Origin of the sequence: Mucilaginibacter galii, from assembly GCF_014635825.1 — a bacterium.
Taxonomy (GTDB): domain Bacteria; phylum Bacteroidota; class Bacteroidia; order Sphingobacteriales; family Sphingobacteriaceae; genus Mucilaginibacter; species Mucilaginibacter galii.
In genome coordinates this window covers 1-26,231 of sequence record NZ_BMDO01000016.1, presented here as the reverse complement: position 1 = coordinate 26,231, position 26,231 = coordinate 1, and the positions used below count along the sequence as shown (strand labels likewise).

At 40.9% G+C, this 26,231-nt stretch carries 17 protein-coding genes, 1 tRNA gene and 1 pseudogene; 8 read left to right on the top strand and 11 right to left on the bottom strand.

Annotated features, from left to right (window positions below; translation table 11 throughout):
- Window positions 1-484: 484 nt before the first annotated feature.
- On the bottom strand, window positions 485-961 hold the full coding sequence (locus IEV61_RS19845) for an aminotransferase-like domain-containing protein (protein WP_188418812.1): 477 nt from the start codon (window positions 959-961) through the stop codon (window positions 485-487).
- 427 nt (window positions 962-1,388) lie between these two features.
- Here IEV61_RS19845 and IEV61_RS20725 point away from each other — a divergent pair, with 427 nt between their 5' ends.
- Window positions 1,389-1,511, top strand: coding sequence for a hypothetical protein (locus IEV61_RS20725; protein ID WP_262890613.1), 123 nt, complete (start codon window positions 1,389-1,391; stop codon window positions 1,509-1,511).
- Between the two features lie 177 nt (window positions 1,512-1,688).
- On the opposite strand, the gene IEV61_RS19840 is transcribed toward IEV61_RS20725, so the two are convergent.
- From IEV61_RS19840 to IEV61_RS19815, 6 genes are all read right to left on the bottom strand, one after another.
- Window positions 1,689-2,723, bottom strand: coding sequence for an LLM class flavin-dependent oxidoreductase (locus IEV61_RS19840; RefSeq protein ID WP_188418811.1), 1,035 nt, complete (start codon window positions 2,721-2,723; stop codon window positions 1,689-1,691).
- A gap of 28 nt (window positions 2,724-2,751) precedes the next feature.
- Window positions 2,752-3,726, bottom strand: coding sequence for an ATP-grasp domain-containing protein (locus tag IEV61_RS19835; protein WP_188418810.1), 975 nt, complete (start codon window positions 3,724-3,726; stop codon window positions 2,752-2,754).
- A gap of 119 nt (window positions 3,727-3,845) precedes the next feature.
- A tRNA-Cys gene (locus IEV61_RS19830) sits at window positions 3,846-3,917 on the bottom strand.
- A 41-nt stretch (window positions 3,918-3,958) separates the two neighbouring features.
- Window positions 3,959-6,676 carry a M14 family zinc carboxypeptidase gene (locus tag IEV61_RS19825; protein ID WP_188418809.1) on the bottom strand — a complete coding sequence of 906 codons (2,718 nt, stop codon included), beginning with the start codon at window positions 6,674-6,676 and terminating at the stop codon, window positions 3,959-3,961.
- A 21-nt stretch (window positions 6,677-6,697) separates the two neighbouring features.
- Window positions 6,698-8,035, bottom strand: a complete 1,338-nt coding sequence (locus IEV61_RS19820; RefSeq protein ID WP_188418808.1) for a RagB/SusD family nutrient uptake outer membrane protein — start codon at window positions 8,033-8,035, stop codon at window positions 6,698-6,700.
- 18 nt (window positions 8,036-8,053) lie between these two features.
- Window positions 8,054-11,122: a SusC/RagA family TonB-linked outer membrane protein gene (locus tag IEV61_RS19815; RefSeq protein ID WP_188418807.1), complete on the bottom strand. Its 3,069-nt coding sequence runs from the start codon at window positions 11,120-11,122 to the stop codon at window positions 8,054-8,056.
- Window positions 11,123-11,816: 694 nt separating this feature from the next.
- On the opposite strand from IEV61_RS19815, the pseudogene IEV61_RS20720 reads away from it, so the two are divergent.
- The 7 genes and pseudogenes from IEV61_RS20720 to IEV61_RS19785 all read left to right on the top strand — a co-directional run.
- Window positions 11,817-11,879 (top strand): annotated as a pseudogene (locus IEV61_RS20720) (hypothetical protein); the annotation flags it as partial.
- Window positions 11,871-12,551, top strand: a complete 681-nt coding sequence (locus tag IEV61_RS19810; RefSeq protein WP_229747225.1) for a phosphoketolase family protein — start codon at window positions 11,871-11,873, stop codon at window positions 12,549-12,551. The pseudogene IEV61_RS20720 and the gene IEV61_RS19810, both read left to right, overlap by 9 nt.
- Window positions 12,552-12,649: 98 nt before the next feature.
- The gene (locus IEV61_RS19805) at window positions 12,650-13,048 is read left to right on the top strand and encodes a DUF892 family protein (protein ID WP_188418806.1); all 399 of its coding nucleotides are present in this window, start codon (window positions 12,650-12,652) and stop codon (window positions 13,046-13,048) included.
- Between the two features lie 1,384 nt (window positions 13,049-14,432).
- Window positions 14,433-15,317, top strand: a complete 885-nt coding sequence (locus IEV61_RS19800) for a substrate-binding periplasmic protein (protein WP_188418805.1) — start codon at window positions 14,433-14,435, stop codon at window positions 15,315-15,317.
- Window positions 15,317-15,985, top strand: coding sequence for an ABC transporter permease family protein (locus IEV61_RS19795; RefSeq protein WP_188418804.1), 669 nt, complete (start codon window positions 15,317-15,319; stop codon window positions 15,983-15,985). Before IEV61_RS19800 ends, IEV61_RS19795 begins: the two co-directional genes overlap by 1 nt.
- The gene (locus IEV61_RS19790) at window positions 15,982-16,710 is read left to right on the top strand and encodes an ATP-binding cassette domain-containing protein (RefSeq protein ID WP_188418803.1); all 729 of its coding nucleotides are present in this window, start codon (window positions 15,982-15,984) and stop codon (window positions 16,708-16,710) included. Before IEV61_RS19795 ends, IEV61_RS19790 begins: the two co-directional genes overlap by 4 nt.
- Window positions 16,710-19,292 carry a hypothetical protein gene (locus IEV61_RS19785; protein ID WP_188418802.1) on the top strand — a complete coding sequence of 861 codons (2,583 nt, stop codon included), beginning with the start codon at window positions 16,710-16,712 and terminating at the stop codon, window positions 19,290-19,292. Before IEV61_RS19790 ends, IEV61_RS19785 begins: the two co-directional genes overlap by 1 nt.
- Before the next feature lie 780 nt (window positions 19,293-20,072).
- On the opposite strand, the gene IEV61_RS19780 is transcribed toward IEV61_RS19785, so the two are convergent.
- From IEV61_RS19780 to IEV61_RS19765, 4 genes are all read right to left on the bottom strand, one after another.
- Window positions 20,073-20,423 carry an RNA recognition motif domain-containing protein gene (locus IEV61_RS19780; protein WP_188418801.1) on the bottom strand — a complete coding sequence of 117 codons (351 nt, stop codon included), beginning with the start codon at window positions 20,421-20,423 and terminating at the stop codon, window positions 20,073-20,075.
- Between the two features lie 30 nt (window positions 20,424-20,453).
- The gene (locus IEV61_RS19775; RefSeq protein WP_188418800.1) at window positions 20,454-21,629 is read right to left on the bottom strand and encodes a glycoside hydrolase family 43 protein; all 1,176 of its coding nucleotides are present in this window, start codon (window positions 21,627-21,629) and stop codon (window positions 20,454-20,456) included.
- Between the two features lie 15 nt (window positions 21,630-21,644).
- Window positions 21,645-24,641 (bottom strand): glycosyl hydrolase 115 family protein, encoded by a 2,997-nt coding sequence (locus tag IEV61_RS19770; protein ID WP_188418799.1) that lies wholly within the window; start codon window positions 24,639-24,641, stop codon window positions 21,645-21,647.
- A gap of 137 nt (window positions 24,642-24,778) precedes the next feature.
- Window positions 24,779-26,131 carry an alpha-L-fucosidase gene (locus tag IEV61_RS19765; protein WP_188418798.1) on the bottom strand — a complete coding sequence of 451 codons (1,353 nt, stop codon included), beginning with the start codon at window positions 26,129-26,131 and terminating at the stop codon, window positions 24,779-24,781.
- Window positions 26,132-26,231 lie beyond the last annotated feature (100 nt).

Here is a 26,231-nt window from a genome sequence, read left to right as displayed (position 1 = left end):
CCTGAGAATGCAAAGATTATAAGTTTGCGGTATTAAATTAAAATTTTATCAGAATTTACTTGATTCATAATCCGATGATTTAGCGGCACATGACTATAACCTATAATCGAAGGCCTAATGTGAGTCTGATAGATATATACGAAATGCAAAAAGCCTCAATCTTTCGACTTGAGGCTTTTTACTTGGGTAGAAGGAACCGGACAAAAGTCGAACTTTTTAACTGATCTTCAAGATGTTAAGTCGAAGATTGAATCGATTGAAAAAAACCCTTTTCCTTAAATTAATATTTTAGGGTATAAATTCAATTCATATAGATTAACGTACCCAATTTACTTTAGTCTACAGATAGGTTTGAAATTTAGGATTGTTAATTATGCCATTTATACTATTTGCTTAAGCTTGACAACGGCATCTTCCATCACCATTCCTTTGGATCCAGTAGACCCTAAAATAAAGGCGTTGGGATTTCAAACTTCAAGGCTAGCTAATCGACGGCATAAATGACCATTCCAATCTCCTTAGCTAATTGAGGAATGTTTTCGGGATGCTTGGCATTTAGGAACCAAACAATGATATGCATTCCTGCATCCGTGGACGTGATGCGAATTTCATTCCCGAAATGCTTTTTCAACAAGGAGATAAGTTTCGTCTGTAATTTTTTATAAATCAGCCTCATCCGGCGCAGGTGCCGTAGAAAGTGACCTTCAACAATAAACTTTGTAAGTATTGCGTGATCAATTATCCCATCCTGACGGTCGGTCATTGCTTTGATCATAGTAATATGCTGCGCCATTTCAACAGTCGGTAATACCATATAGCCTATGCGCAAAACCGAAAAGATGGTCCTGTTAAAATATCCAATATGAATGACCTTGCCAAAAGTATCCAAGCCTTTTAGCGCCGGTATCGGCCGGTGCTTATAACGGAACTCGCTTTCGTAATCTTCCTCGATGATCCACATGTTTTGCCTGGCGGCTAACTTGAGTAATTTGATTCTTTGCGTAAGCGGCACGGTCTTACCCAATGGGATCTGGTGTGACGGGTTACGTAGGCCATTTTTGCGTTTGGATATTCTTGCACGGACTATTATCGAACCGCTTGATTGATGATTTGAATTCAATTACATGTAGCCAAGTCTTGTAGTCACTTGGCAATGTATATTTACACATTTTATCACTCTCTTTGATTATCTAATCTAACCACTACGTTTACGCCAATACATATGTTACCTGTAATGCAGTCATCTTTAGATTTAAATATGGATATTTAACGAAACAACCTGTATTTGCATCGGCTTGATCAGCGCTGTTGTTAAGACTCTTTAAATTTATAGTTGATATAATTGAAGATGATCTAAAAAAAAAGTATATTTAACCACAGCCTTGATAATGGCTATAGAAAAAGCCACTAAAGACTTTCAACAAACCGAAGTCTTCACTTTGGCGCATCCCTCCATTGATCCGGCACAGCATGATGCTTTTCATGCAAATTCCATCCGAGTCTTAAAATAGGTCAAAATACGAAAAGGCTGTCACTGTGATATGAGTAGAATTTCGATCAATCATATAGTAACAGGACTTTTGCTAATTGTATGATAATTAAGTGGATATTAATGTTTCCATCAGAAGTCTTGCGATTGTAAAGATAAGAATATATAATTCTACTCATTATAAAATCCCAAGGCTCAGCTAACCTTGTACTTGAGCTGCAATAATACTATCCGAGAAACGCTCCATCTCTTCTAATTGAGGACTACATTGCAATAAGAAGAAATCTACACCGATCTTTTCAAATTTGGCAATGTGATCCTGTACCTGCCATGGTGTTCCAATTAACCCAGAACGCAGGCCACGGTTAGAAACAGAATAGTCCTGTAGAGATACATGCTGATCTAGCTGTGTACCGGATAACCATTGCTGATAATTTTTATATCCCGAAGACCCTTCTTTTACATTGGTGATCCGTTCGAGTTCGCGTTTTACTTCTAAATCACTATCTCGAATAATACTATATGCAGCCACACCAAACTTCATGGGTGGTAAGCCTTTCTTTTCCCGTCGTTCGCTAAGGTCTGCTATACGACGGCCAATCATTTCGGGAGAATCGCCGTGCATCACATAGCCATCACAGGTTGAAGATATAAGCTCTTTTGCGGCTTCCGATTCGCCGCCGGCATAGATCTTCGGTCGCGGGCGGTTAGGCACGGGTTTGGGCTGCAATATGTTATCTTTTACTTTATAGTATTTACCTTCAAAACTAAAATGGTCTTGTTTCCAAACCTTATCCACTACCTCCAGCCATTCGGCCGTACGGGCATAGCGGTCATCGTGCTGCTCAAACTGTATACCGTATTTCTCGGCTTCATCTTTCCACCATGATGATACCACATTGAGTGAAATGCGCCCGCCACTAATGTGATCAATATTGGCAGCCTGTTTGGCCAATTGAGCCGGGTTATGAAAAGTAGGCCTAACCGCAACCATCAATTCCTGTTTATGAGTAACGGCAGCTAATGCCGCAGCGGTAGACCATGCATCAAGCGATGCCTCTTCTTCTCCTTTAATATCGTTCAGGTAAAGTTCGGCAATCAGAGCCAGGTCAAAACCGATTTCCTCGCTTCTGATAGCCAGCTTTTTCACATAATCCCAGGTCGGGGTCATGTTCTCATCTTCTACATTGCGCAGCCAGCCGCCAAATACCGGCAGCCAGTATCCATATTCCATATTTGGTTTTCTTTAGGTTTAGCTGATCTTAAACAACAGCAATATTCTCAATTTCTTGCACAGCTTCCTTCTCCAGGAAGTCAACCAGGCGTTCGTGCGGGTTAAAACCGATCACGTTCACAGCATCGGCAACAAAGTTCGAAAGGGCGTTCACATCATAATATAATACCTCACCATCACGATCGTCAATAATGTATTCGATACCACCAACGTCAATACCGCTTTGCTCCATTATAGTCTCAATGCTCTTAATAATATTAGGAGGCGGTGTATAGGATTCCACCTTAAGCCCGTTCTTGGGTGCATCCACCGCGCATGCATTGCGCACCAAGTCCTGACCAGTGGTGGTTTGGCAAATGTCTGCCGGGCAAAGATTAAAGCTCTCGCCCGATGTATAAACCCTGATGGCATACAGATACTTGCCGCCAAGCGTTTCTACACGCGTAATATAGCCGCCACGTGCCGGAATAAATTCCTGCACCAATGCCGTATGATCTATTCCCAGATCGATCTGTTCATTCTTTACTGCTTCGCGCACTTCTTCTATCGAATCAAATTTCTCGATACCGGCACCACTACCGCCAATGTTAGCCTTAACCACGATCGGGAACCTTAACCCCTCAGTGGCGGCTTCTATTTGCGATGGATGGTTGATCACTCTCGACTTAGGAAATTTGATGCCCAGCTTTTGCAGCAATTGAAGTTGTAATGCTTTTGACGTTTCGTAAACAAATGCCTTGTAGCCATTGATCACCCGGATGCCATGCTCTTCTAAATGCTTTAAATAATTTAATGTATAAAACGTACCCTGTACACCGCCGCGCAGATAAGCAGACGGACTCATGCGATTAAAGAAAAGCGCGATATCGGGCGCGCTTTCTTCAATGGCGTAATTATGTTGTGTAGGGTTTACTGTTTCATAGGGTATTCCCCTTTTTTCTAGTTCGGCGAACAATGGTTTAAACCAATCGGGATGCTCGTGTGAAATGACGATCTTGCTCATAAAATATTAATCTACGGATCTGGTAGACATTCAAATGTATGGAATTGTATAAAATAAACCATATCACCTGCCAAGTGTATTCAGGTTTTTACAAATGCCTGAATTTTGATAACAAAGTGAGGCGTGAGGACGGATTCGAACCGTCGTAAAAGGTTTTGCAGACCTCTGCCTAGCCACTCGGCCACTCCGCCTTATGAGTGCCACCTGCTGTTGCAAATGGCACTTAAGTTAATTATTCGCCGCCAAGGCCGCCGCCGCCGTTAAGCAGGTTGGCAAAAAAGATGGCATTTAAAAACAACCGGTTTGTACCTAACCAGTACCCACGATAAGTAGGATCGTCAGCAAAAAGAACCACCTCGCCGTTACCATTTGCAGCAGCTATAATAGCTGCAGAGTTGGCTACTCTGTTGATGTTAACCTTTGAGGAATAACCATTTATAAATGGTTTGCTATTGTATTGAGCAATAGTGGTGTATTTATTAGTACTGGGTACTAATATGGTTGGCCCATTTTTATTAATAAACAGTTTGCGGCTGGTTACGCCAAAAGCAATTGGGTGGGTAATATCCAAATCGGCCTGAAAAATGGCGCCGTTAATTCTTCTTGAGCCTTCCACATCTTCTTGGCGGGCATAGTCTAAACGGGTTTGTTTTTCTTTTTTTGCAGTAGCATCTTCGGCTCCAACAATGGCTGGCACGTTGTTTCGGCGGGTCGAACTTGCCGTTTGCGCAGGAGCACCAGCATTTGCAACATTTTGTTCGGGAGCTGGCGCAGGTGTATCTCCACGACCACCACGGCTGGAAAAATCGGCTTCAACCAGCTTCTCTTTTACTAAACCTTGCTGTACAGCCCATGCTGTAGCAGTTTGAAAAGTAATCAGCGTACCTCCATCATTCACCCAGCTTTTTAGTTTTTCAACAACGGTGTTGTCCCAGGCACTGTAGTTACCTGCTGGCAGTACCAACACGTTGTACCTTTTTAAGGAGGCCCGTGCAAAGCTACTCAGGTCAATTTTAGTTACCGGCATATCCAACTGTTGGTTTAGCAGGTACCATACCTGACCAGCTTCGGAAGCCACTACTCCCTGACCGAAGGCCAACGCTACTTCCGGCTTACGAATAGCTTTAATGTTGCTGCTACCCAAATCAATTCCTTCGGCACTGAAACCTCCGTTTACTGCTAATACGTTGATGTGAGTGTTGGCGGCAACTTCCTGTACGGCTTTATAAAGCGAATCGGCCGAAATGCTTTGTCCAGCAACCGGTATCACTAACGAGCCCGAGCTATAAGCATGTTTACCCGACCCTGTGGTTACCGTAAATGATTTGAAAGCGGTCTTAACCAGTACATTCTTAAGCAACAATTTGTAAAGCGCTTTACTCGCATTATAGTCGCTATAGTTAAGTAAATAAGCATAGCTCGATTTGCCTCCTTCTACCTCGCCTTTAGCCAGACTCAGGCTATTAATCTCTGCTGCTTTAGCTACCACTACCGGTGTTTTTGCATATTTTAAACCGTAAGCGTGGATGATGCTCCATCCTGTATTATCATAATAGATGCTATCCTGCAATATGTTTTCTTCAAATATGGAGTGTACCAGCAAAAAGTTGGGTTGAGCCGAGGGCACTACGTAAGCTTTACTCTTCTCAAACGTTTTGCCATCCTGGGTATAATTATCGTTCAGCTCATAAACTTTGATGCGGTGCTGTAACAACAGGCCCAAGAATTTTTGCGTAAGATTTACGTCCTTGCTATCGCCAAATACATATGACTTGGCCGGGTTTTTTTGTCCTTGATCCAAAGCATATTTAAAGAAGTCTTTTTGTACTTTGAATAATCCTGCTTTTTCTGCAACGGCACCACGGATGGTAGAAAAACTGGTGGCCAGGTGATTGCGGATAGTGAATGCAAAAGTAACCAATCCATTGCTCGATTCCTGTTGAATGCCGCGCGAACTGGCCTGTTCAAATGTAGCAGCTACCGATCCAAAGAACTTGGGATAAGTTGAACCATAAATAGGCGAGAGGTTATCATAATTTTCTTTGGTAAAATAAAACGAGCCAATATCATCTAAAGCTTTTGCATGGTACTTAGCTAAGATCGCCTGGTATTCATATAAGAATTGTGGCACAATAGGGCTTTCGTGGCGTTTAGGGGATGGCTCAAAATAATACGTAGCGTTGGTTCCCTGCTCATGAAAATCAATTTGTACGTTAGGATACCATTTGTGAAAGAATTCTATGCGGTTACGGCTTTCTACCTGTACCAGGTTTAACCAGTCGCGGTTAAGATCCGTAAAATAGTGGTTAGTACGCCCGGCAGGCCAACCTTCAACATGCTCTTTATCTACCGGGTCGCCCACCGGTGGGAAAGAATGATAGGCATTGTGCCAGTTAGCAGCACGGTCGCGGCCATCAGGGTTCAAGGCAGGATCGATGAAGATGATCGACTCGCTCAGCCATTTTTGGGTTTCTGGGTCGTTGCTTGCGGCCAGGTAATAGCCGGTAAGCAAGCTTACCTCAGTACTCGAAGTTTCGTTACCATGTACTCCGTAGCCCAAATGAACAATGATTGGAGCATTGTTTCCTAAAACAGGTTTCACCGGATCTATCTGGTTCAGGTGTTCCTTACGGATGTCTTCTAACCTGCCATAATTAGACGGCGAGGTAATGGTCACAATGATCTGTTCGCGCTGTTCGTAAGTTTTACCAATAGTTTGCACGTGTACCCGGTCGCTTACGCGGGCAAGCTCTCTAAAATAAGCGTTGACTTGATCTATCCGGGTAAAATACGAACCGATAGGATACCCCAGGAACTGCTCTGGCGTTGGGATTCTACTATCAAGAGCCGTAGCTTTAGGGAAAAAGTAATTGTTTTGTGCCGATACTTGCTGCAGCGTTACTATAAATATAACTATAAGCGAAGCGCCAATCTTATGGAATAATTTCATTTTATATATGGTTTAAGTAAATTAATAGCCAGGGTTTTGAGTTACATCAGGGTCTGATAATACATCAGAGTAGGGGATAGGGAAAAGCCAGTAGTTGCGGTTGTTTAAGCCAAGCACTGCACCGGCCCGCTCAGTACGCACCAGGTCAAACCAGCGGTGCGCCTCAAAGGCAAACTCAACGCCGTTCTCATCCTCAATGGCCTGCAACAACGGACCTTGGCCCACCGCTGTAGTTGCGCCTGCATCAGCTCTTGAACGCACAGCATTCAAATCGGCTGTGGCTTCAACAAGTTTGTTTTGCTGGGCACGTGCCTCCGCACGGATGAGGTACAACTCGGCTATACGAATGAGATAAGATGGATCTGTTCCTGTAGCGGTAGTGTTATACAATACCCCGTAAACCGAACTACCAGTGCCGGCTACGAGTGTATTGCGTGTGCCGCCAATAGATGGGTTGTTCAGTTTAGTAACCAAAGCATCAGATGGCTTCAAGGTGTATTGCCCGCCTGCGGAACTTGGGTACCAAAGGTTCCAGTACGTGTTACGGTCGTTAACCGAGTAGGCCAGCTCTAATACCGATTCGGCTGTTTGGAACGGTGCTGTGAAGAAGCTTTTATATGGTTTTACTAACGAGTATTTGGTATTGCTGATTACTTGCGTAGCATAATTCTCGGCATCGGCCCACTGTTTGCGGTAAAGATGCAGCCGCGCTCTTAATGCACGGGCAGCACTCTTTTGCGCCCGGTTACGGGTAGTAGCATCTTCGGGCAACAATTGTTCGGCCTGTATCAAGTCTGCCAGTACCTGGTCGTAAGTTTGGTCGAGTGTACTGCGTTTAATACCTTTAAGTACCGTAAGGTCGGTAGTCGGTTTAAGCTGTAACTGAACACCACCCCAGCCACGAGCCAGGTCAAAGTAACCTAAGGCTCTTATAAAGTAAGCTTCGCTCAAAATTTTATTTTTTTCGACTGTAGTTAACTGTGCGTCCTGTACAGCGGGTACATAAGCTATCACACTGTTAGCAGAATTGATGGCCCGGTAGATGCTCTGATAAGCCGATACCGTGATCACATTGTCGGTTGGTACGGCATTCTGATCTAACTGCAGGTATTCGCTCAGGGTACCGTTGAATACCACGTTATCGGTAGTGATAGTGCCCAGTGTTGGGTAACTTGACGCATAATAACCTTGAACTCTATCGTAAGCACCAATGATCGCCGCACGGGCGGTGCCAGCATCTGTTATGGCGCTTTCGGTAGGCAAGGCATTGTTGGGTATTACTTCCAGGTACTTCTTGCAGGAAGCAGTCACTAAAACCGTAGCGACCAGCAATATATTTTTTATATATAAAGTTTTCATGATATTCTTTTTTAGAGGTTAGAATGTTACGTTAGCACCAATCTGGAAAGTTTTGGGTTGTGGAATAGTTGCCCAATCGTAGCCTGCTGTATTCTGGTTACTGCTTTGTGAACTTACCTCAGGGTCGAGGCCTCCATATCTTGTAAAGGTGAGGAGGTTAGTTGCCTGTGCATACAGACGGATCTTGCTGATTTTGATTTTCTGTAAAAGCGATGCCGGCAGGTTATAACCTAAACTAAAAGTCTTCAGTCTGATGAATGAGCCATCTTCCAGGTAGCGTGAACTTAGGTTGGCTACATTGCCACCATAATTATTAGCGGCTCCGCCATTTACAGCTGGGTTACGGCTATCGGCTGTTAAGCGCGGGATATCCGTTTGATCACCCGGCTTTTGCCAGCGCTCTAATTGGCGGGGCAGAAACCCAATGTTAGCCTGCAAACCGCCATGAACCATGAAAAAGTCATTCATATTCATGATCTTGTTGCCTTGTTGGAAATAAAAGAAGAAGCTTAAGTCTACGTTCTTGTAGCTTAGGTTGTTGGTAAAACCACCTGTGAACTTAGGTAATGCGTTGCCTACAATCTGGCGATCGGCAGATGTGATCTGCCCGTCTTTATTTACATCGTCGTAAACCGCATTACCCGTTTGCGGGTCTACATACAATTGTTTGTACAACTGAAAGGAATTCACAGCAAAACCTTGTCGCAAGATGGAAATATTACGGCCGGATGCACCCAGCGCGATATCTGATGCCAGCTTTTCGATCTTGTTGTTATTGTACGAGATGTTGAAGTTAGTTGTCCATTTAAAATTTACCGATTGTACGTTAGTTGAATTTACAGCAAATTCGACACCCTTGTTGCGTACTGCGCCATAGTTTTGCAGGTAAGACGCAAAGCCTGAACGATATGGCACCGGAACGTTTAACAGCAGATCATAAGTGTACTTGTTGTAGTAATCAATTACAATGTTCAATCTGTTTTTCAGGAAACCAAATTCGGCACCGAAGTCAACTTGGCGGGTGGTTTCCCAGGTAAGGTCGGGGTTAGCCAGTTGGGATGGCGCAGTGCCCGGTTGTTCGAGATAATTTGCACCCGAAGACCACTGACCTTGCGCCGCGTAAGAACCTATGCCGTTTTGATTGCCGGATAGGCCAATGCTGGCACGCAGTTTCAATTCATCAAAAATGTTGAGTTTTTTGATGAATTCTTCCTGTCCGGCGCGCCATGCAAAGCCTCCCGATGGAAAATAGCCCCACTGTTTATTCACACCGAATTTCGAAGAGCCATCTGCCCGGATACTACCATCAATGGTGTACTTGTTATCGTAGGTATAACTTACCTTACTAAAAAACGATAAAAGTTTTGACTCGGCCCTTGATGAAGAGCCCGAACGGGTAGCTGCAACAGCAACAGATTTTAAGCTGTTGGCAGCAAACCCTGTCCCGGTTGCGGAGGTGTTTTGAGTGAGTACCGTGTTAATGGTATTACCTACTAAGGCATTAATGTTATGCTTTCCATTTCCAAACGTTTTAATGTAGTTTAACACCTGTTCATTGGTAAGCACCAAATTCTTATTCTCATAGGAGGCAGCCGATCCTAAGGAGGAGATACCTGCGCTGATCAGCGTATTAGAATAGTTGTTCTCGTACTCACTGCCATTATCCAAACTCCAACTGCTGCGCAGTTTTAAACCGGGGATGATGGTGTATTCACCATAGATATTGCCAATAGTCCGCCAGCCTACGGCGTCATTATCTAAGTTTTCAATAAGGGCAATGTGGTTATCAAAACTTCCGTAACGTGCATAGGTGCCGTCGGCATTATAAATAGGAAGATAAGAACGTGGGAATAAAGCAGAGTTAATGACTCCGGTAGGGCTATTGTCGCTACCACTCAGGTTGCGGCGAGAACGGCTCAAATTTATGCTGGTACCTACCTTTAGTTTGTTGGTTAAATAGGTATCATAATTTAATCGGGCAGTATACCGAGTATAACCAGATGGCCTTATTACGGCATCCTGGTTCAAATAGCCTAAGCCAATGTAATAGTTACTCCTTTCGGTACCTCCCTGAGTGGCCAGCTCATAATTTTGCGTGCGTGCGGTACGGAATAGGTCGGCAAAGCGATCGTAAGTAGGCTGCCCTTCTGCATTGGCAATTAATGTTGGTGCAGGTAAGTTGGGGTTATCTTTTACTGTATTTACTCTCGACTCATTGGTGAGTATGGCAGTTTCGGGACCGGTTGCTACTTTGAATTTATTGATTGCGGTAGACCAACCCTGATAAGTATTAAGGCTGATACGGGCAGCCGTGTTGCGCTTGCCTCGCTTGGTAGTAACAATAACCACCCCATTGGCGCCCAAAGAGCCGTAAATGGCAGTTGCGTTGGCATCCTTTAAGATTTGTATGCTTTCAATGTCATTAGGATTGATGTCGGCCAGTGGGTTGGAGCCTTGCTGATTACCTAACCCGGTTTGTATCGGGTCTGCGTTACTCACGAAAACCCCGTCGATAATATACAAAGGATCGACCGAAGCATTGATCGAATTATTGCCCCTTATACGGAAGGTGATACCTCCGCCGGGTGTACCATTGCTGGCCAATACCTGAACACCAGTTACTTTGCCCTGCAATAACTGGTTAAAACCTGCTACAGGCTGGTCTTTAATTACATCACCACTTATGCTGGTAATGGCACTTGCAACATATTTACGCTCCTGCGTGGTGTAACCGGTAATTACCACATCATTTAGCTGACTGATGTTTTCTTTTAATGGTATCTCAACAGGGCTGCCATCCACTCTTAGTTCTTGCTGAATGTAACCGATAAAGCTAACCACCAATGTGTAAGGAAAGCTTTGCCCGGTTACGAAACTGAACTTGCCATCTGCATCAGTAGATACAGCGTGCGTGGTTCCTTTAATTTTAACGACCGCCCCTGCAATGGGTTGTTTGTTATTAGCATCGACAACCGTGCCGATAAGTTTGGATTTGATGGTAGGCTGACTACCGGGCTGTGCAATGGCCACCTGGGTAACTAAAACCCAAAGCAATGCCAGCACACCCTTTATGTAAAGGTGTTTCATAATAATAAATATGTGATCAATGTAAAGCGTACTATCCTGCAATCGCAGATCAGTGATGCCGTGTTATGTTTGTGAGATTTGAACAGCTGTCAGAACGACGGCGGTTAGCAACAACAGGTGCTGCACATGTACAGGGACATGCTTGAGGTATCTTTTTTAGTTGGGAAATTGGTGGCTCTTTTGCCACTTGCGAGAGCAAGTGGGAGCTTCAGATCATAGTGAAGTAGCGGTTGATTCATGATTAATTCTATAAAGTCTATCGATTTAGTAGGCAAATAAAAGAAATTAAATCGACTTTTACAAAACGGCTATAAAAATCCTTGAAAAAACTCTTAAAGCCGTTTTGCTAATTTGAGCGTTAATATTTATTATTAGCAGAGTGGCATCTTATTCTTGATTTTTCATTTCCTGTTAATTGCCCTAAACGTTGCAGATTGGCAAAATAGGTATACAAATATTCCCTCGTGCTTAATGATACTGTCCAGTGTTGCCGAGTAAGCTTTAAGTTGTTCGGGCTGAAATGCCAGCGTCCAACCTTTTGCCTGATGTTTAGCATCCAGTTGTTCAATATTGCCGTTAAAATCTGTTTTGCTTTGTGCACACCGTTTTTTTCAATATTGTTTAAACAGAAAAAAGAAAGGCAGTCGCGATCTAACTTAACTGTCTGATTATTAAAATTTAAGTTAACAAAAAGGCGACCATTGTCCGCGTTTACTTACCACCCGACGCCAATTGCTTATTGTCGGTTATGGATCATTGTCTGCGTAGTTCTCATTATGTAAATTTTATTGTAGCCGCTAAACATCCTGCGCCACAATGGCTCACTATGGATGAAGCGGTAGACCATTGCACACGCGGCATCGGCATCTGGAACTTTACCAGCAATGACCAGAATATTGAGCCCGACGTAGTTATGGCTTGCAGCGGTGATGTACCTACGTTAGAAACACTTGCAGCTCTTTCTATTTTAAGGGAGCATTTGCCGGAAATTAAAATAAGGGTGGTCAACGTAGTTGATTTGTTTAAACTTCAAAAAAGCACAGAATATAGTCACGGTTTAACCGACAAAGATTATGATGCCTTGTTTACTACCAATAAGCCTGTCGTATTTGCTTTTCATGGTTACCCGTGGCTGGTACACCGCCTTACTTACAACCGGGCCAACAACACGGGTATGCATGTGCGTGGCTACAAAGAAGAAGGCATAATTACTACATCCTTTGATATGACTGTGTTGAACGAAATGGACAGGTTTCACCTGGTAATGGATATAATTGATCGCCTGCCATCAAACGGCAGCAAAGGCGTTTACCTTAAGCAGCAAATGATGGACAAGCTAATTGAACACAAGCATTACATTTATACAAACGGCAAAGACATGCCGGAGATATCGCAATGGAAATGGTCTGAAAAGCCATATATTGAATAAAAGATTTAGTAGTCGAAAGAGCAAATTATACAGCACATTTAACAGTTCACAAGCGATGGGTTAAACCCACTATTTATCTTCTATACAATCATTTACCTATGTCTATAATCGAAAATAAGTTTCTTGATATCGATGCATTGCGTGCGGTATTTGTTCAACAATTAACCATTCTTTATAATGCGAAGATTAGTCTTACAGGGTGCCTGCCAGAATTGGTAGAACAGGCTACTTTTGGAAATCTTAAAGCAGCTCTGACGGAGGACCTGGAAGATACCAAAAGGCAGATGACCTCTTTACAGGCAATATTCAATTTGATGCAGGAGTCCTGGCTGACAGACAAGTGTTTAGGCACTAATGCCGTAATTTCAGAAGCCTTCAATCAAGTTAGCTTCAACCAGAATGAGCATTTTCAAAGTGACATGTCCATTTTGGTTTATATGTCTGCTATTGAAAATATGCAGGTTGGTGCCAGCAAAATACTCAATTTGATGGCCTAAAGATAGCTTACCATCCCTATACACAGCTGGTGTTGGAGTGCTTAGACATATCGCAAGACAATGCTGATCTTTTTCATTATGTGGCTGAGGAGTACTTTGAAATTTGATTCGCGAAACTAAATGCAGATCCTTTGGTCAATTTATACTTTAGGTAAACAATCCAAATCGCGGTCTGATGTTAGTTTACTTCAACAGTTACATAGAGGCTTCAATTCAACCTAAGTGGCCCTTTGGGCTCAAACTCAAGCCTACTAAATTAGCGATTAATCAAATGCTACAGGTTACTGCATAAATCTTTGAAAGAGTAATGGAATTGTAAGTCTAACAGGATTCAAAACCATTCAGTTAAAAAATCCTATCAATTACTTCTAAAGGTCTTCCGCTGGGAGAGTATGCTTTATCAAAGAATTAAAGATGTTTAACGTGAATGATATGACATACTTAATGCCAATTTCTGTTCTATATTAGTTGCGATTAGAATTGTAAAGTTATATAAGAATATTACCAAATTGAATCTCTCAATGGAGTGCATTTCATTTATATTATAGGGAAACTTTCTAATAACCAGAAGAGGACTCGAACCCAAATGGCTCTTAAATTTATGAGAAATTCAAAAATTAGGTTATGGCATTTCACAAAAATTAAAGAATAATAAAAAAAACGCCACCTTTGTTAAGAGTGGCGTCAATGTAGAAGGAACCGGACAAAAGTCGAACTTTTTAACTGATTTTAAGAATGTTACATCCAAGATCGATAACATTGAAAAATTAGGACTCATCTCCTAAGTTTATTAGCATTCAGTTAACTTTTCTCTTACCTTATATAGAATTCAGCCAAATATCATCGTTCGAATCATCAAGAATGATGGCGTTACATAATTGACCAGTTTTAGTGCTCCGATCTTATCATTTCAATTAAGGATTTCCTCTGGAACGCTGGATACCGTTCTTGCCAATTCTTCATCTGCAAAAATGGTTCCTTGGTCTATATTGAATGTTAGGCAACTTTCGATCCCTGTAATAGATTCTTAATTCCAGATGCGGACCATTCGCTGTCAATGCGGAATTTGACCATAGCGTTTTAGCTGCTTCAAGGTTGAGTGTTTCGCCGTATAACAGAATATAACTAAATGTTGACCAGACGATCTTTGCAGTTTAACCTCTGCAAAATCACTCCCTTTTAGCGCAACAGAATGATAGCCTACAAGATTTGGCCTAAGGAAGCAGTATGCTTTTAGAACAGCAGTCCAGATTCCAAAAATAATCATGTTTTTACCTCTAAGAAAGTGAAATAATTTAGTAACCTCGATAAATATTTGAATATATTTAAAAGCTATTATAGTGCAATTATTTTCATGTATAGAATTAACCTGAAATTTATCATTATGAAAAAAAATAAATCTTATAAGTTTCCAAAGTTTCAAATTACAGCTTACGTCATTTTAATTCTATTGATTGTGTTAACGGGATGTTATGACCAAGGCGAAAAAGATTCGACTAATGTTACATACAATCGCGTGACTAAAAACAAAGAGATAAGAGCGGCATACTTTATCGCCGATCCTTACCTTATAAAAGACCCGAAATCTGGAAAAATATCTGGAATATTTGGCGAAGTATTAGATTCGATAGGTGCAAAGTTGGGTTATAAAATATCTTGGACAATAGAGGTTGGGTTTTCAGACATGGCTGAAGGTTTAAGAACCGGAAAATACGATGTTGTCGGATCTGGTGTATGGATAAATAGTGCGAGAGGAAAGGTCGCTGATTTTACCACACCAATTTTTTACGATGCAGTTGGTGTTTACGTTCGAAAAGATGATGAAAGATTTAATCAAGACCTTTCGCTGGTTAATAATACCAGTATAACTGTTTCTACAATCGATGGTGAAATGGCAGCAACTATTGCTAAACAAGATTTTCCATCAGCAAAAACGTTAAGTATTCCACCAACCTCCGATCTTTCTTTAATGCTAAAGAATGTAGCTGAAAAAAAAGCTGATATTACATTTATCGGATTAGGACCGGGCAATAATTACATTACAAAAAATCCTAACAGCCTTAAAAACATTGCTGAAGAAAAACCTATTCGCGTATTTGCAACCTCAATAATGGTAGGAAAAAGTGAATACGATTTGACCCAAACATTGAACTTTGCAATAATGGATCTGGAAAATAGTGGAACGATTGACCGTATTATTCAAAAATATGATAAAGGATTTAAAACTCACATCAGGGTAGCCAAGCCTTATCAATCTGTAAGAAGATAATGAATGATTTTTTCCAAATATTAAATGAATACCAAGGTGTGTTTTGGGATGGTTTTTGGGTGACAATTCAATTATGTTTAATAGTATGGATAACAGGTATTAGTCAAGGGATAATACTATCTATAATTGCCTACAAAGTTCCAATTCCATTCTTTTATATATTTCAACTCTTGACATTATTGATAATCTCCGTTCCATTTTTAATCACGTTATATTGGTTTTACTATCCTTTCCAAGCCTTGATTGGTCGGAATTTTTCGCCTTTTGTTACGGCAGCATTTACCCTATCGTTCATAAATACATTTTTGGTTTACCAGGTTTTGATTAGTTCTTTAAGAAATTTTCCTAATCAAATAGCGGATACAGCAAGTGTATGCGGTCTTAGTTCGATAGATGTTTTAAGAAAAATTAAAATACCAATTATTTTAAGAAAAAGTATACCAGGAATAGTTATGTTGCAGATATTCATCCTTCAAACATCGATATTTTCAGGAGCGATATCTGTTCAGGAAATCTTTAAAAAAGCTCAGTTAATAAATTCCGAAGTACAGCAACCGGTGACTATTTATTCAGCCATGGCTGTTTTCTTTATATTTCTCTGTTTTCCAATTTACCTATTATCGATTTATTATAATCAAAAATACACTAAGGAACTTGCAGAGAAATGATTATCCGTATTAACAATATTTCTAAAGCATACGGAACAATTAATGTTCTGTCTAATATTTCTTTGGAGATTTCGCAAGGACGATTTTACACGCTATTGGGACCTAACGGCTCCGGAAAGTCCACATTGTTGAGATGTATTGCAAAAGTTGATTCCATTGATACTGGATCAATCAAGTTCAATTTAAGTGATGGTCCAAAAAGCGAAGTTAACCGTCATTCTGAGAGCCTTTGGCCAGATGTAACTATTGTTTTTCAGCACTTTGTTTTGTTTCCTCATTTAAATATTAAACAAAACATTCTTTTGCCTTTAAAAAGCAGGTATCGTGAGAATTATTCAGAAATTTTCGAGAAAACGATTTCAGATTTTCAATTTGAGCACCTTTTGCAAAAAATGCCTTGGGAAATTTCCGTTGGACAGCGACAACTAGTAGCAATTGCTCGCGCGATTTCTTTAAGACCCCGAGTGTTATTACTTGATGAAATAAGTTCAGCACTTGATAATCTTAATGCGAAAAAAATTGCTCTTTTACTTAAGGATGCAGTTTTAAATGGTACAACAATTATCATGGTTACTCATTCTATCAACTTTGCAAAGTATTGTGCTGATGAATACTTCGTAATAACCGACGGTTCAATAGTTGAAAAAAACCTGATTCAACAAATAGATAATCCTAAATCGGAATTCTTAAAAAAATCTATCACAGAAAATAAATATTTAATTTAATGGCTCACTCTGAATACCTAAAAATCCTTGAAACTATTTTTCAAAAAAATCGAGAAATAAGTGATGCCAGTTCTGAAAAATTCCAAAATTTATTCGTGGAAGATGGTGGATTCAGAAAGCTATTTTATGATTATTTTAAAATTGCCGGAGGAGCTTTAGTAATCGCTGATGCATTAGAGAAAAGAGTTGTATTGTTGCAAGATGAAGTATCTGATGCTAAAAATTATCCTAAACTAAACATTCCTATCAGAAAAGATAGAACCTCAAAGTCACGCAGTCTCATAAATTTCAGTGCCCTCAATGAGGAAGAATATAATTTACTCGCAAATAAAATATTTCAAATTCAAAGGAAAAATCAAGGTCTTTATGATCACAAAAATTTTGTGACCTTTACTAAAGTTCCCGAATTTTTTAAAGAACTTCCTTCATCAGGTGATTTGGCTTCTAGCTCAAATTACGTTGTTTATAACCATGGTACAATGATGTATGGTTTTTTAATCTGGCGTTTACTAATTTGGTTTCTGTATAAAAATTTTAAAGAAAACAAGGATTTACAAGTTAAGGATTGCTATAATTACTTACGGAGTGATTCGGTTGAAAACTTAAATTGCACTAAAACTGAGAATTATTTTACCTTCCCATTCCTGAATAAATATTTTAACCTAAAAAGTGACCCAGAATCATCTTTACAAGAATTAGACATACCAAGTAATTGGAAATCACATTCGGCGAATGCTCACACTCATTGGCAAAAAATCCGCGCAAAAGTTGATCGCGTAAAACCTCAACTTTCCGAAGAAATTGACGCTATTAAGTATTTAGACTCACCTGACGCGTTAAGACAGTTAACAGAAATAATTGATTACAAAAATAATATTACAGACTTAAACAATGAGGTCGTTTCGGCTGTATTTAAACATTTTGTAGACTCAATAGGTGATAATTTTGATGGCTCTATAAATTCTGCGTTGGATTTTTTACATAAGTCCAATCCGATTATAGTTCCTTATTACTATTTCTGCCAAATAGATGGTAAATTAAAAGAACATTTTGTTTTTTCAATTTGGCATAGCCCTAAACATCCCATAAGCTATTATGATGAGGACGGTAATTTAAAAAAGCATACATCAGTATTAAACTGTATGATAGCTTTGAATGAGGACCTTGGCGAAACACGAAAGCTAGAGCTGATTACAGCATTCAAACTAATTTCCGAAAATGTAATAAACTCATTATTCATTGAAAAATTAATTAGGTCCGAGCAGAGAAAAGACCAGTTTCAGTTTGAAAGAAATATTCTATTATCATCTGTTAAGGAAAGCCCAGGTATCTTTCTACTGGGAACAAATGAGGAGCGTATAACCTTTTTAGCACAACAATCACGTGCCATCAACCTTATCCGCGCGTTATCTGAGTTTAAAGTGCTTACTCAGGATAAAAAAATAGGTATCATCGGAGGAGGAATTTCAGGAGTTACTGCAGCAGTCGCCTGTAGCTATTTAGGTGTTAAAAATATCAATTTATTTGAAAGTGATGATGATATTTTGATGTTACAAAAAACTGCAACACATAGATTCATACATCCATACATTTACGATTGGCCGAGTGAGATATATGAAAAAGATCAAGCGGAATTGCCATTTTTAGAATGGAATGCGGATTACACTCATTCGGTTTTAAATCAAATCAGGCAACAATTTTATGATTCTAAACTAAAAATCGATCTTCAAGTAAACGTCAAAATTGATGATATAAAGAAGTCAAAGCAAGGATATGATCTATTTGCCAATAAAAAATTTAAAGGACATTACGATTTTTTAATAATGGCAATTGGATATGGTTATGAGACAAACATCTTTAAAAGTGGAGATTTCCAAAGTTATTGGAAACCAGATGTTTTGATGCGGCCCTTTAAAACACATACAAGTGTTTTGGTTGGAGGAAGTGGTGATGGGGCTTTAATAGATCTTATCCGAGCTAAGCTAAAAAATACATTTGACGGGGAACCTATAAATCATAAAACTATTTTCGATTTGACACGGCTTCATTCACTTCGTAATTTGGGATTGAAAATGCTGGAAGTCGATAAAAAATTTGCCGCCTCACAATATTTGGGTGAAAATGTATCACTTAGAGAAATGTATGACGCTAATTTTAAGAATGATCAAGAAATTCCAATTGCCTTATCAGATTTAAAACCGTTTTTAAGAGACGACACTGTTGTTTACCATGCTTCAGGAACCAATCAATTCAATCTAAACTCATCCTTATTAAACCGATTAATAGTTTATTTACTTATTCTAGATAAACAAATCGAATCAGATAGGTATACTGGGATGATGGTAAAAAATAAAAAAGGAAAGGTTGTTGAACTATCTAATTCACAAACTAAAACTACTGATCGAATTTCCGTAGATGTTTCTATTTTCAGATTTGGCACAGATAAAAATTTTCTTAAACGATCTTTTCCAATATTTAATGGCTATAATCCAGAACTGTCTTATTTTCGTCTTAATCTTACTAATTATGTTTCCTCTGACACAATTGAATGGTATAAAGAAAATATGGATGTTAATAAGTAAATCCAACATGAAACATTAATTAGTCAGATAGCACTTTGTAAGTCACAATATATATAGTATTCATTGTGACTTAGTAGGGCTTTATCGATACATTGAATAATTTGTCTACTGTCGAATACATGACCGGTGCAGAAAATCGTCTTCTATAACTTTATTGGTTCAGGCAAAAAACCAATCTTGTGCGTTTAAACTATGAAAGAAAAACGATTTTTTTTATAAAAATCAACTTATAAATCAGTGCAAAATAATACTTAATATTGCCAAGTTTCCGCACTTTGGAAACAGTGAAATAACAGAAGTGACCCATTTTGGGACGACAAGTTTGTTTTTAATCTGGTACTGAAATCTTAAAATTTACTAACAATCACCTACAAATTAATTTCTGTATCGCTAAGTTGAATTAACTAAAATAAGATGATTTAAGGGTTTAAGGTTGCGAAACTTAAATCTTATCGCTCAACTTACAACTTAACCGATGAAGAATTTAACCTATCTATGCCATATTTAAATCATTTAAAATCTTCAGTTGTCCTACCAATTGGTTCGAATCCTGTTCAGTCTGGGGAGCCACAATTAAAAGGATCTTTTTTAAATAAAGGTGCTCGTCAATTTGTTAGTTGTACTTTTAAGACCGTGATATTTTACTTGTCAGACGCATATATCCGGCTGCATCAAAATTGCGATCTTAGCTATTAGCTTACTTTTAGGTTGTTTTTGGCCACTCGCATTATTTTATTAAGTTGACTACCATTCTATTAAATTCCCAGATGAAATCACCGGTCAGAATTTGCGAGCTTTTCTAGGTCGTTTACCAATAATCTTTTTTTCTGTTTCGGACTTTATTTGGTTAGTCTCTATAACATTTTGCACGCGGGCGGACTGCGGAGTCTTCTCTTCTGCGATCCGAACGCTCATTGTACGGTCGCCGATCCTTGTGCCATGAAGTGCTCTAATGGCGCGTTCAGCACCAATCTGATCAACTGTTTCCACAAAAGCATACCCTTTACTTATGCCGGTTTGGATATCACGGATAATGGTAACCCGTCTAATCATTGCCTCTTTACTAAATAGCTGATCAAGCGATATTTCACTCATATCCCTCGGAAAGCCTACCACAAATAATTTGACCATAGTAGATCAGTAAAGCTGCGAAGTTATTTATTAATATTTTACGGCTTGCTCCGTCCATGTTGGCTTACCTATGGTGAAGATGCCATTCTTGAAATATAAAGGTTCAATCCCCATTTGCGGCTTCGGCTCTGCCATTTCATTTACAGAAGGAAACGGTTGGCCTTTATAGAAAACGTAATGACAGGAACTCCAGAGCTTGCCATCAGGCCCTTCAAAAATCGCATTATGCCCGGTTTCACAATAAGGATCTTTAGTGTCTGTAAAGTTGCCGGCAACGTCCGCGATCGCCCCTCTGTAAGCTTTCTTCCGGGTACCGAAAATTGGCTCAGGCAAAGCCAACTCCCAAGGGCCTAATGGAGATCTTGATTTTAACAACCCCACCTCATAACCCCTGGTCCAGGTGGAGAAGAACATGTAATATAGGCCTTCACGTTTCAACACAAACGGACCTTCAATACCACCCCACATCCATTTTGGATTAATGCTATCACGGGCGGTGCGAAATCTTTGCAACTCACCGATGATTTTCCCTTTTTCCAAGTCGAGTTTGGCCTGGAACAAGCCATTACCACTGCAATAGAGATATACTTGTCCGTCCGTATCCTCAAACAACGTAGCGTCATTATTATATTGCGGTGTCAGCGGCCCGTTAACAAGTTTATATGGTCCGGTCACCTTATCAGCGCTAAATAACCAAATACTGTGAGTGGCCAAGCCTTTCGGATCTTGGGGTGTTACTTTACCACTGTTTACAATGAGCCAATATTTGCCTTTGATAAAATGGAGCTCCGGTGCCCAGAACCTCCCGTTATACGGGCAATCGGCAGGCAGCTTAGACCCGTCGATCAGCCATGACTCCTGTTTCCAATGAAGCATATCATCAGAAACCAGTAAACGCACGCCCGGATTTGGGCCTGTCCATACTGGTAAGGAGGTCCCGGTACAGTACCACTTTTTGCCAACCCTTAAAATAGAATGATCGCGCATGGCGATCGTGGTGTCGTGGATGATCGGGTTCTTGTATTTGAACACGTGGGTGCCAGGAGATTTTACTTTAGAAGTTGTGCTTTTGACATAAGCGGGGCGTTCACCGGAAGTAACCTCCTGCGCTTTGACCGTTTCGGACAAATTCAGACCCATCAGGATGAGGACAAGCGCCTTAAACCAATGTCTTGTTATATATGTTGACTGCATTTTTTTAATCATACTAAGATTGCTATTTTATTTTATTACGATTTTTGATTTTAAAGTTGAAGCAGTTTGATGCTCGATAGGGGGTGCTCCTAAATAACTTGGATGATCGTTATCTGGATTAATTACGATATTCTCCAGCACCAGTTCGGGATCTATCATAAATACCTTAAGGGTATGCATACCCGGCTGCTTCACGTCCAAGTCAACGTCCAGCCAGCGAAGGTTATCAAAAATTTCATTGCGGCGCTGTTGGCGGCGAGATACCAGCGCGTAATCAGCCCCCAATGGAGGCAAAGGTTTTAATACTAATGAGTTTTTGAGGTTAGCGGGCGTGTACTCGTTGAAGGTGTCTACATACCCTTTCCTGGCATCAGTTATTACCGGCTCTCCTCCATCTATCGAAACAGCAATCCGAAGTCCGCGTGATGGATTAATATCTTGCGTGGGCAATATGCCTAAACAAACTTTAGTATTGCCACCTTTGCCAAGGAAAACGTTGTACTCCAACCTCGGAGCGTTATCAGGCGTAGCACTTGGTGCGGTAACAGGACTGATGCCCATACAAGCCTCGGCCCTGCCCAGGTTGGGCAACACTTTCCATTTAGCATTTGCACCAGCTATATTTGCACTGAATTTATGAGCCGGGATGGAGAACTCTCCCGAGAAACCACCGTAGAAAGGTACTTTAGCTAATGGAGCGTTTGCTTTGAGCATGTTAACAGCAACTAAGATTTTTGTATCTCCTTGCGAAATTTCAACGTTTCCGGAGTTTTTGCCTTCAGGGGCGGCTTTCCAGTCGATGGTTACATATAAGCGCTGCTCTTTAGCAGTATGGCCGCCAGATGCGCTGACTTTAATCCATGGCTTATCGGGTTTTGCAGTAAACGCTATCATTCCTGTACCGCGATTAAATACATCAATAAAATACTGCTGTTTATCCAAGACATCAAACTGAGGCAATTCGGCCTGTACTTCTGCATTTGGCCAAGCGTTAGTGCTTCCTTCTACAGCCACCCCAATTGCCGGTGAGGAAAGCGGAGTAACTTCCGTCATAGTCGGCAGGCTATTTTCCCTGGGCATAGACCATTGCCGGTATCCTATGTGAACATCACTCATCATATTCTGCCATTTATTTCCGTCAACAAGCTTGTTATAACGTTCGCTTAACTGCTTATCCAGCTCAAATAGTTCACGTGCACGGTTGGCTTGATCATTGGCGCTTATTCGCCCTTGTTTGGCATACAGGTTATTCCGCCCAGCAGCCAGGTATATTTCTGCTACACCGGCAGAAGCTTTTGCAGGGTATAGGACCAACTGATAATAGGCATCTTTGGCATCATTAGGCATCTTTTTTTCGAGGGCCTCGGCCTGATTGGTCAGTTCCTTCCATTTTTTAAGCACCTTGTCCGCTTCGTTATAATTTACGAAACTGAAGATACGCGGATCCTGAACTTCAGGTTTGCGTATCAGGTTATATTTGGAATATTTAGAAACAATATCCGCAATCTCCGAAGCATGTTCCTTTCCAAAAATACCTGTAGCCCAGTTCCGCATATAGTCGTCGGTCTGGTCGGCAGAAATGGCATTGGGGTCCCAAGCATAACGCATAATGAAATCAATGGGCACTTCTTTCGGCTTTAAGTCGCCCACATTAACAATCCATATCCGGTCTATTCCTGTATTGTAGGCCAGGCTAAGCTGTTCACGCAATTTGGGAACGGTCGTGGTATTTATCCAGCGGTCGTTCCACGGGCCGCCGTTCATATCAATATGGTAGTACATGCCCAATCCCCCTTTTCGTTTCAGTTCTTTAGCAGGGCCTGTTCTGCGTATATAACCCCAATTGTTGTCACAGAACAAAAGCGTTACATCATCCGGAACATTCATCCCCGCATCGTAATAACGTTGTACCTCGGTGAATATGGCCCAGAGTTGTGGTACCTCAGCGGGATCTTTGCCGTACACTTTGCGGATAATCTCGCGCTGGTCGGACACCACGTTGCGCAGGGTTTGGATATTCTCCTTATCATCCCCCTTTCCCATGGCTACGTCACCATCGCCACGCATGCCCATGGTGATCAGGTTGTCATACGATTTATTACGCTCCAAGCCTTCAGTCCAAAATTTCTTCAAATTTTCGGCATTGGTGGTATAATCCCACGCGCCAATCTCTTTCTGACGTTTGGTATACTCTTTTTGAGAGCGCATCATGGGCTCATGATGAGAAGTACCCATTACTATACCATACTCATCGGCCAGTACCGGGCTCATCGGATCATCCTCATTGAACGCATTACCCCACATGGCCGGCCAAAGGTAATTGGCCTTTAAACGCAGCAATAATTCGAACATGTGCACATATGCTTTGGAATTAATGCCTCCAAAATTAGCTTTTGCCCAGCCGGAGAACGAGGGGCTCTCGTCATTGATAAATATTCCTCTGTATTTTACCTTAGGCGAAGCCTGTATGTATTTTCCTGCTTTAATGTACAAAGCGTTACTCTTTTTCACCGGGGCATCAGCCCACCAGTACCATGGCGAAACTCCTATTTTTTCTGACACATCATAAATGCCATATATCGTTCCACGTTTGTCACTGCCGGCAATCACCAGGTTATCGCCCACGGTTTGTATGATGAACGATTCCCATTTACCCTTAACGGTGCTTACGTTGATTTTCCCTGACGCGATCAGCCCGTCTATGAGTTTACTTTTACCTATAGTGCCAACAACGATGTTGCCTTTGCTTAACTGCTGGCTTTTGACTACTATAGATGGTACGCCGGTGACCTTACGCACATCATCGCCCAGGTCATTTGCGGCACCTATCACGCCTTTCCAATCATCAGGGTCAACAACAATGGAAGCTGTCTTGCTGCCTACCTTAATTGGAAAAGATGTGCCTACCGGGTTCTGAGTAATGTATTGTGGCAACCCGCCCAATTGAGTCTGCCCTTCGGCCATGGTTACAAAACAAATCATCCAAAGGATAACTCCGTAACATAGCACTTTTCTCTTTATCATATTGTAATTCATAAATTGTTCAAAGCTTCTTCTTAAAAGCTCACATCAGTTATTTTCATTTCCAATAGGCAATTCAAATTCCTTCAGTATATTTTATTCATTATCCGCACACTAACAGATGCCGTGCCTTTCCAACGTCAATGCAAACTTGTTGTAATTAAGGCATCAATTGCAACCGAGCCGCCACCAAGATTTACAACAGTAATGGCATGTTTTCCCGGTGCTAAATTATTATTTCGATAAACCTCTTGCTGGCTTTTCCGGCCCCCCGATGTAGACAGATCAACAATCTTCATCCGTTTACCATCTATTAGAATTTCCATTTTACCGGCACTTGGCTGTAGTGGTGCAATGAGTGCAATTTGATTCCCGGTGAAAGCAAAACTCCATTTAGCGCTAGGGGTGTTGCTGCCGGTTAGATCGTTATTAAAATCCCCGCTGTTTAAATTGGCATGCCTAAACCAGCCCTGTGCGACGTAAACGCCCGGATCATCATCATTTATCCATGTTTTGCTATGTGTTATGCGTAGCACACGGTACTGCGATGTCAAGACGGGGTTATTGATCCCGATCAGAACTTTGGCCTGTGGGGTGGGATTTATTGTTAGCCCATTTTCGTTTTGTACAAACGGTAATGCAATGGGCAGGCCGTTAGTGAGCAATTCAACTTTCGTAACCTTCCCGAGCGTTGCACCATTAATAGCTAAAGCTTTTAAATAAACAGGCTTATTGTCCCAGTTCATGATAGTGGCATATAGTTTGCCTTTATTGCGGGTATAATAAAGCGTAGTATCGCCATAGACTTCAAAAGGCCTCGACCCATAAATAGCTTCACCATTAATTTTAAGCCAGGCTCCAATATCGTTTGCTGTTTGTATTACCTCAGGATCCAGGTCACCCCGGTTATGCTGTGTTAAGTTAAGCAGCAACGTCCCATTACGGCAAACGTTCTCCATCAATATCTTTACAATTTCTGCTGCACTTAAGTATTTTTGGCCGGTTTGATAATGCCATTCCGAAATTGACTCCTCTGTTTGGAACGGATAGGCCATAATTTCACGTTCGATTACCTTTTCCGAACTTTTTACCAGGGAATGCTCTACATAAGGCAATAGATCCAGACTGTTCTGGAAGCTGTTGTATTGGCCACCTATACCTTTTAAATTAACCACAGTTTCCATTTTACCATGATTCCACTTCAACGCCTTATTATAATAGTTTGCAATTAACTGTGGTGCTAAAAACCCCAAACCCATGTGCACTCCTAAATCTACCTGCGAGTCTCCCCCGTGTTCGTCAAAGTAGATTACATCGGGGTGGTACTTGGTGATGGCATCATCAACACGCCACATAAATTGATTGGCAAACGACGAACGTAACGGATCGTCCTTACTCGAGTGTACAGGACCGTAAAGGTCAACAGGATCATAGCCATCCCACCATTTACCTTTTCCGTCGGCTATGGTTGATATTCCGGGGATGTTGACCACCTAATTCCGTGGCAAAGTGACCAGGCGATTAGCTGGCGAACGATAGCAGCGAGAGCTGTAAAAGCGTTTTCAAAGTTAGTTATTAAAAGTGGTTATTGAT

Coding starts and splice junctions, on each gene's coding strand:
- IEV61_RS19845 (WP_188418812.1), bottom strand. CDS start 961: ATGTGGATCATCGAGGAAGATTACGAAAGCGAGTTCCGTTATAAGCAC.
- IEV61_RS19805 (WP_188418806.1), top strand. CDS start 12,650: ATGTCTATAATCGAAAATAAGTTTCTTGATATCGATGCATTGCGTGCG.
- IEV61_RS19770 (WP_188418799.1), bottom strand. CDS start 24,641: ATGATAAAGAGAAAAGTGCTATGTTACGGAGTTATCCTTTGGATGATT.
- IEV61_RS19835 (WP_188418810.1), bottom strand. CDS start 3,726: ATGAGCAAGATCGTCATTTCACACGAGCATCCCGATTGGTTTAAACCA.
- IEV61_RS19790 (WP_188418803.1), top strand. CDS start 15,982: ATGATTATCCGTATTAACAATATTTCTAAAGCATACGGAACAATTAAT.
- IEV61_RS19840 (WP_188418811.1), bottom strand. CDS start 2,723: ATGGAATATGGATACTGGCTGCCGGTATTTGGCGGCTGGCTGCGCAAT.
- IEV61_RS19800 (WP_188418805.1), top strand. CDS start 14,433: ATGAAAAAAAATAAATCTTATAAGTTTCCAAAGTTTCAAATTACAGCT.
- IEV61_RS19780 (WP_188418801.1), bottom strand. CDS start 20,423: ATGGTCAAATTATTTGTGGTAGGCTTTCCGAGGGATATGAGTGAAATA.
- IEV61_RS19815 (WP_188418807.1), bottom strand. CDS start 11,122: ATGAAACACCTTTACATAAAGGGTGTGCTGGCATTGCTTTGGGTTTTA.
- IEV61_RS20725 (WP_262890613.1), top strand. CDS start 1,389: ATGGCTATAGAAAAAGCCACTAAAGACTTTCAACAAACCGAAGTCTTC.
- IEV61_RS19810 (WP_229747225.1), top strand. CDS start 11,871: ATGGATCATTGTCTGCGTAGTTCTCATTATGTAAATTTTATTGTAGCC.
- IEV61_RS19825 (WP_188418809.1), bottom strand. CDS start 6,676: ATGAAATTATTCCATAAGATTGGCGCTTCGCTTATAGTTATATTTATA.
- IEV61_RS19820 (WP_188418808.1), bottom strand. CDS start 8,035: ATGAAAACTTTATATATAAAAAATATATTGCTGGTCGCTACGGTTTTA.
- IEV61_RS19785 (WP_188418802.1), top strand. CDS start 16,710: ATGGCTCACTCTGAATACCTAAAAATCCTTGAAACTATTTTTCAAAAA.
- IEV61_RS19775 (WP_188418800.1), bottom strand. CDS start 21,629: ATGATTAAAAAAATGCAGTCAACATATATAACAAGACATTGGTTTAAG.
- IEV61_RS19795 (WP_188418804.1), top strand. CDS start 15,317: ATGAATGATTTTTTCCAAATATTAAATGAATACCAAGGTGTGTTTTGG.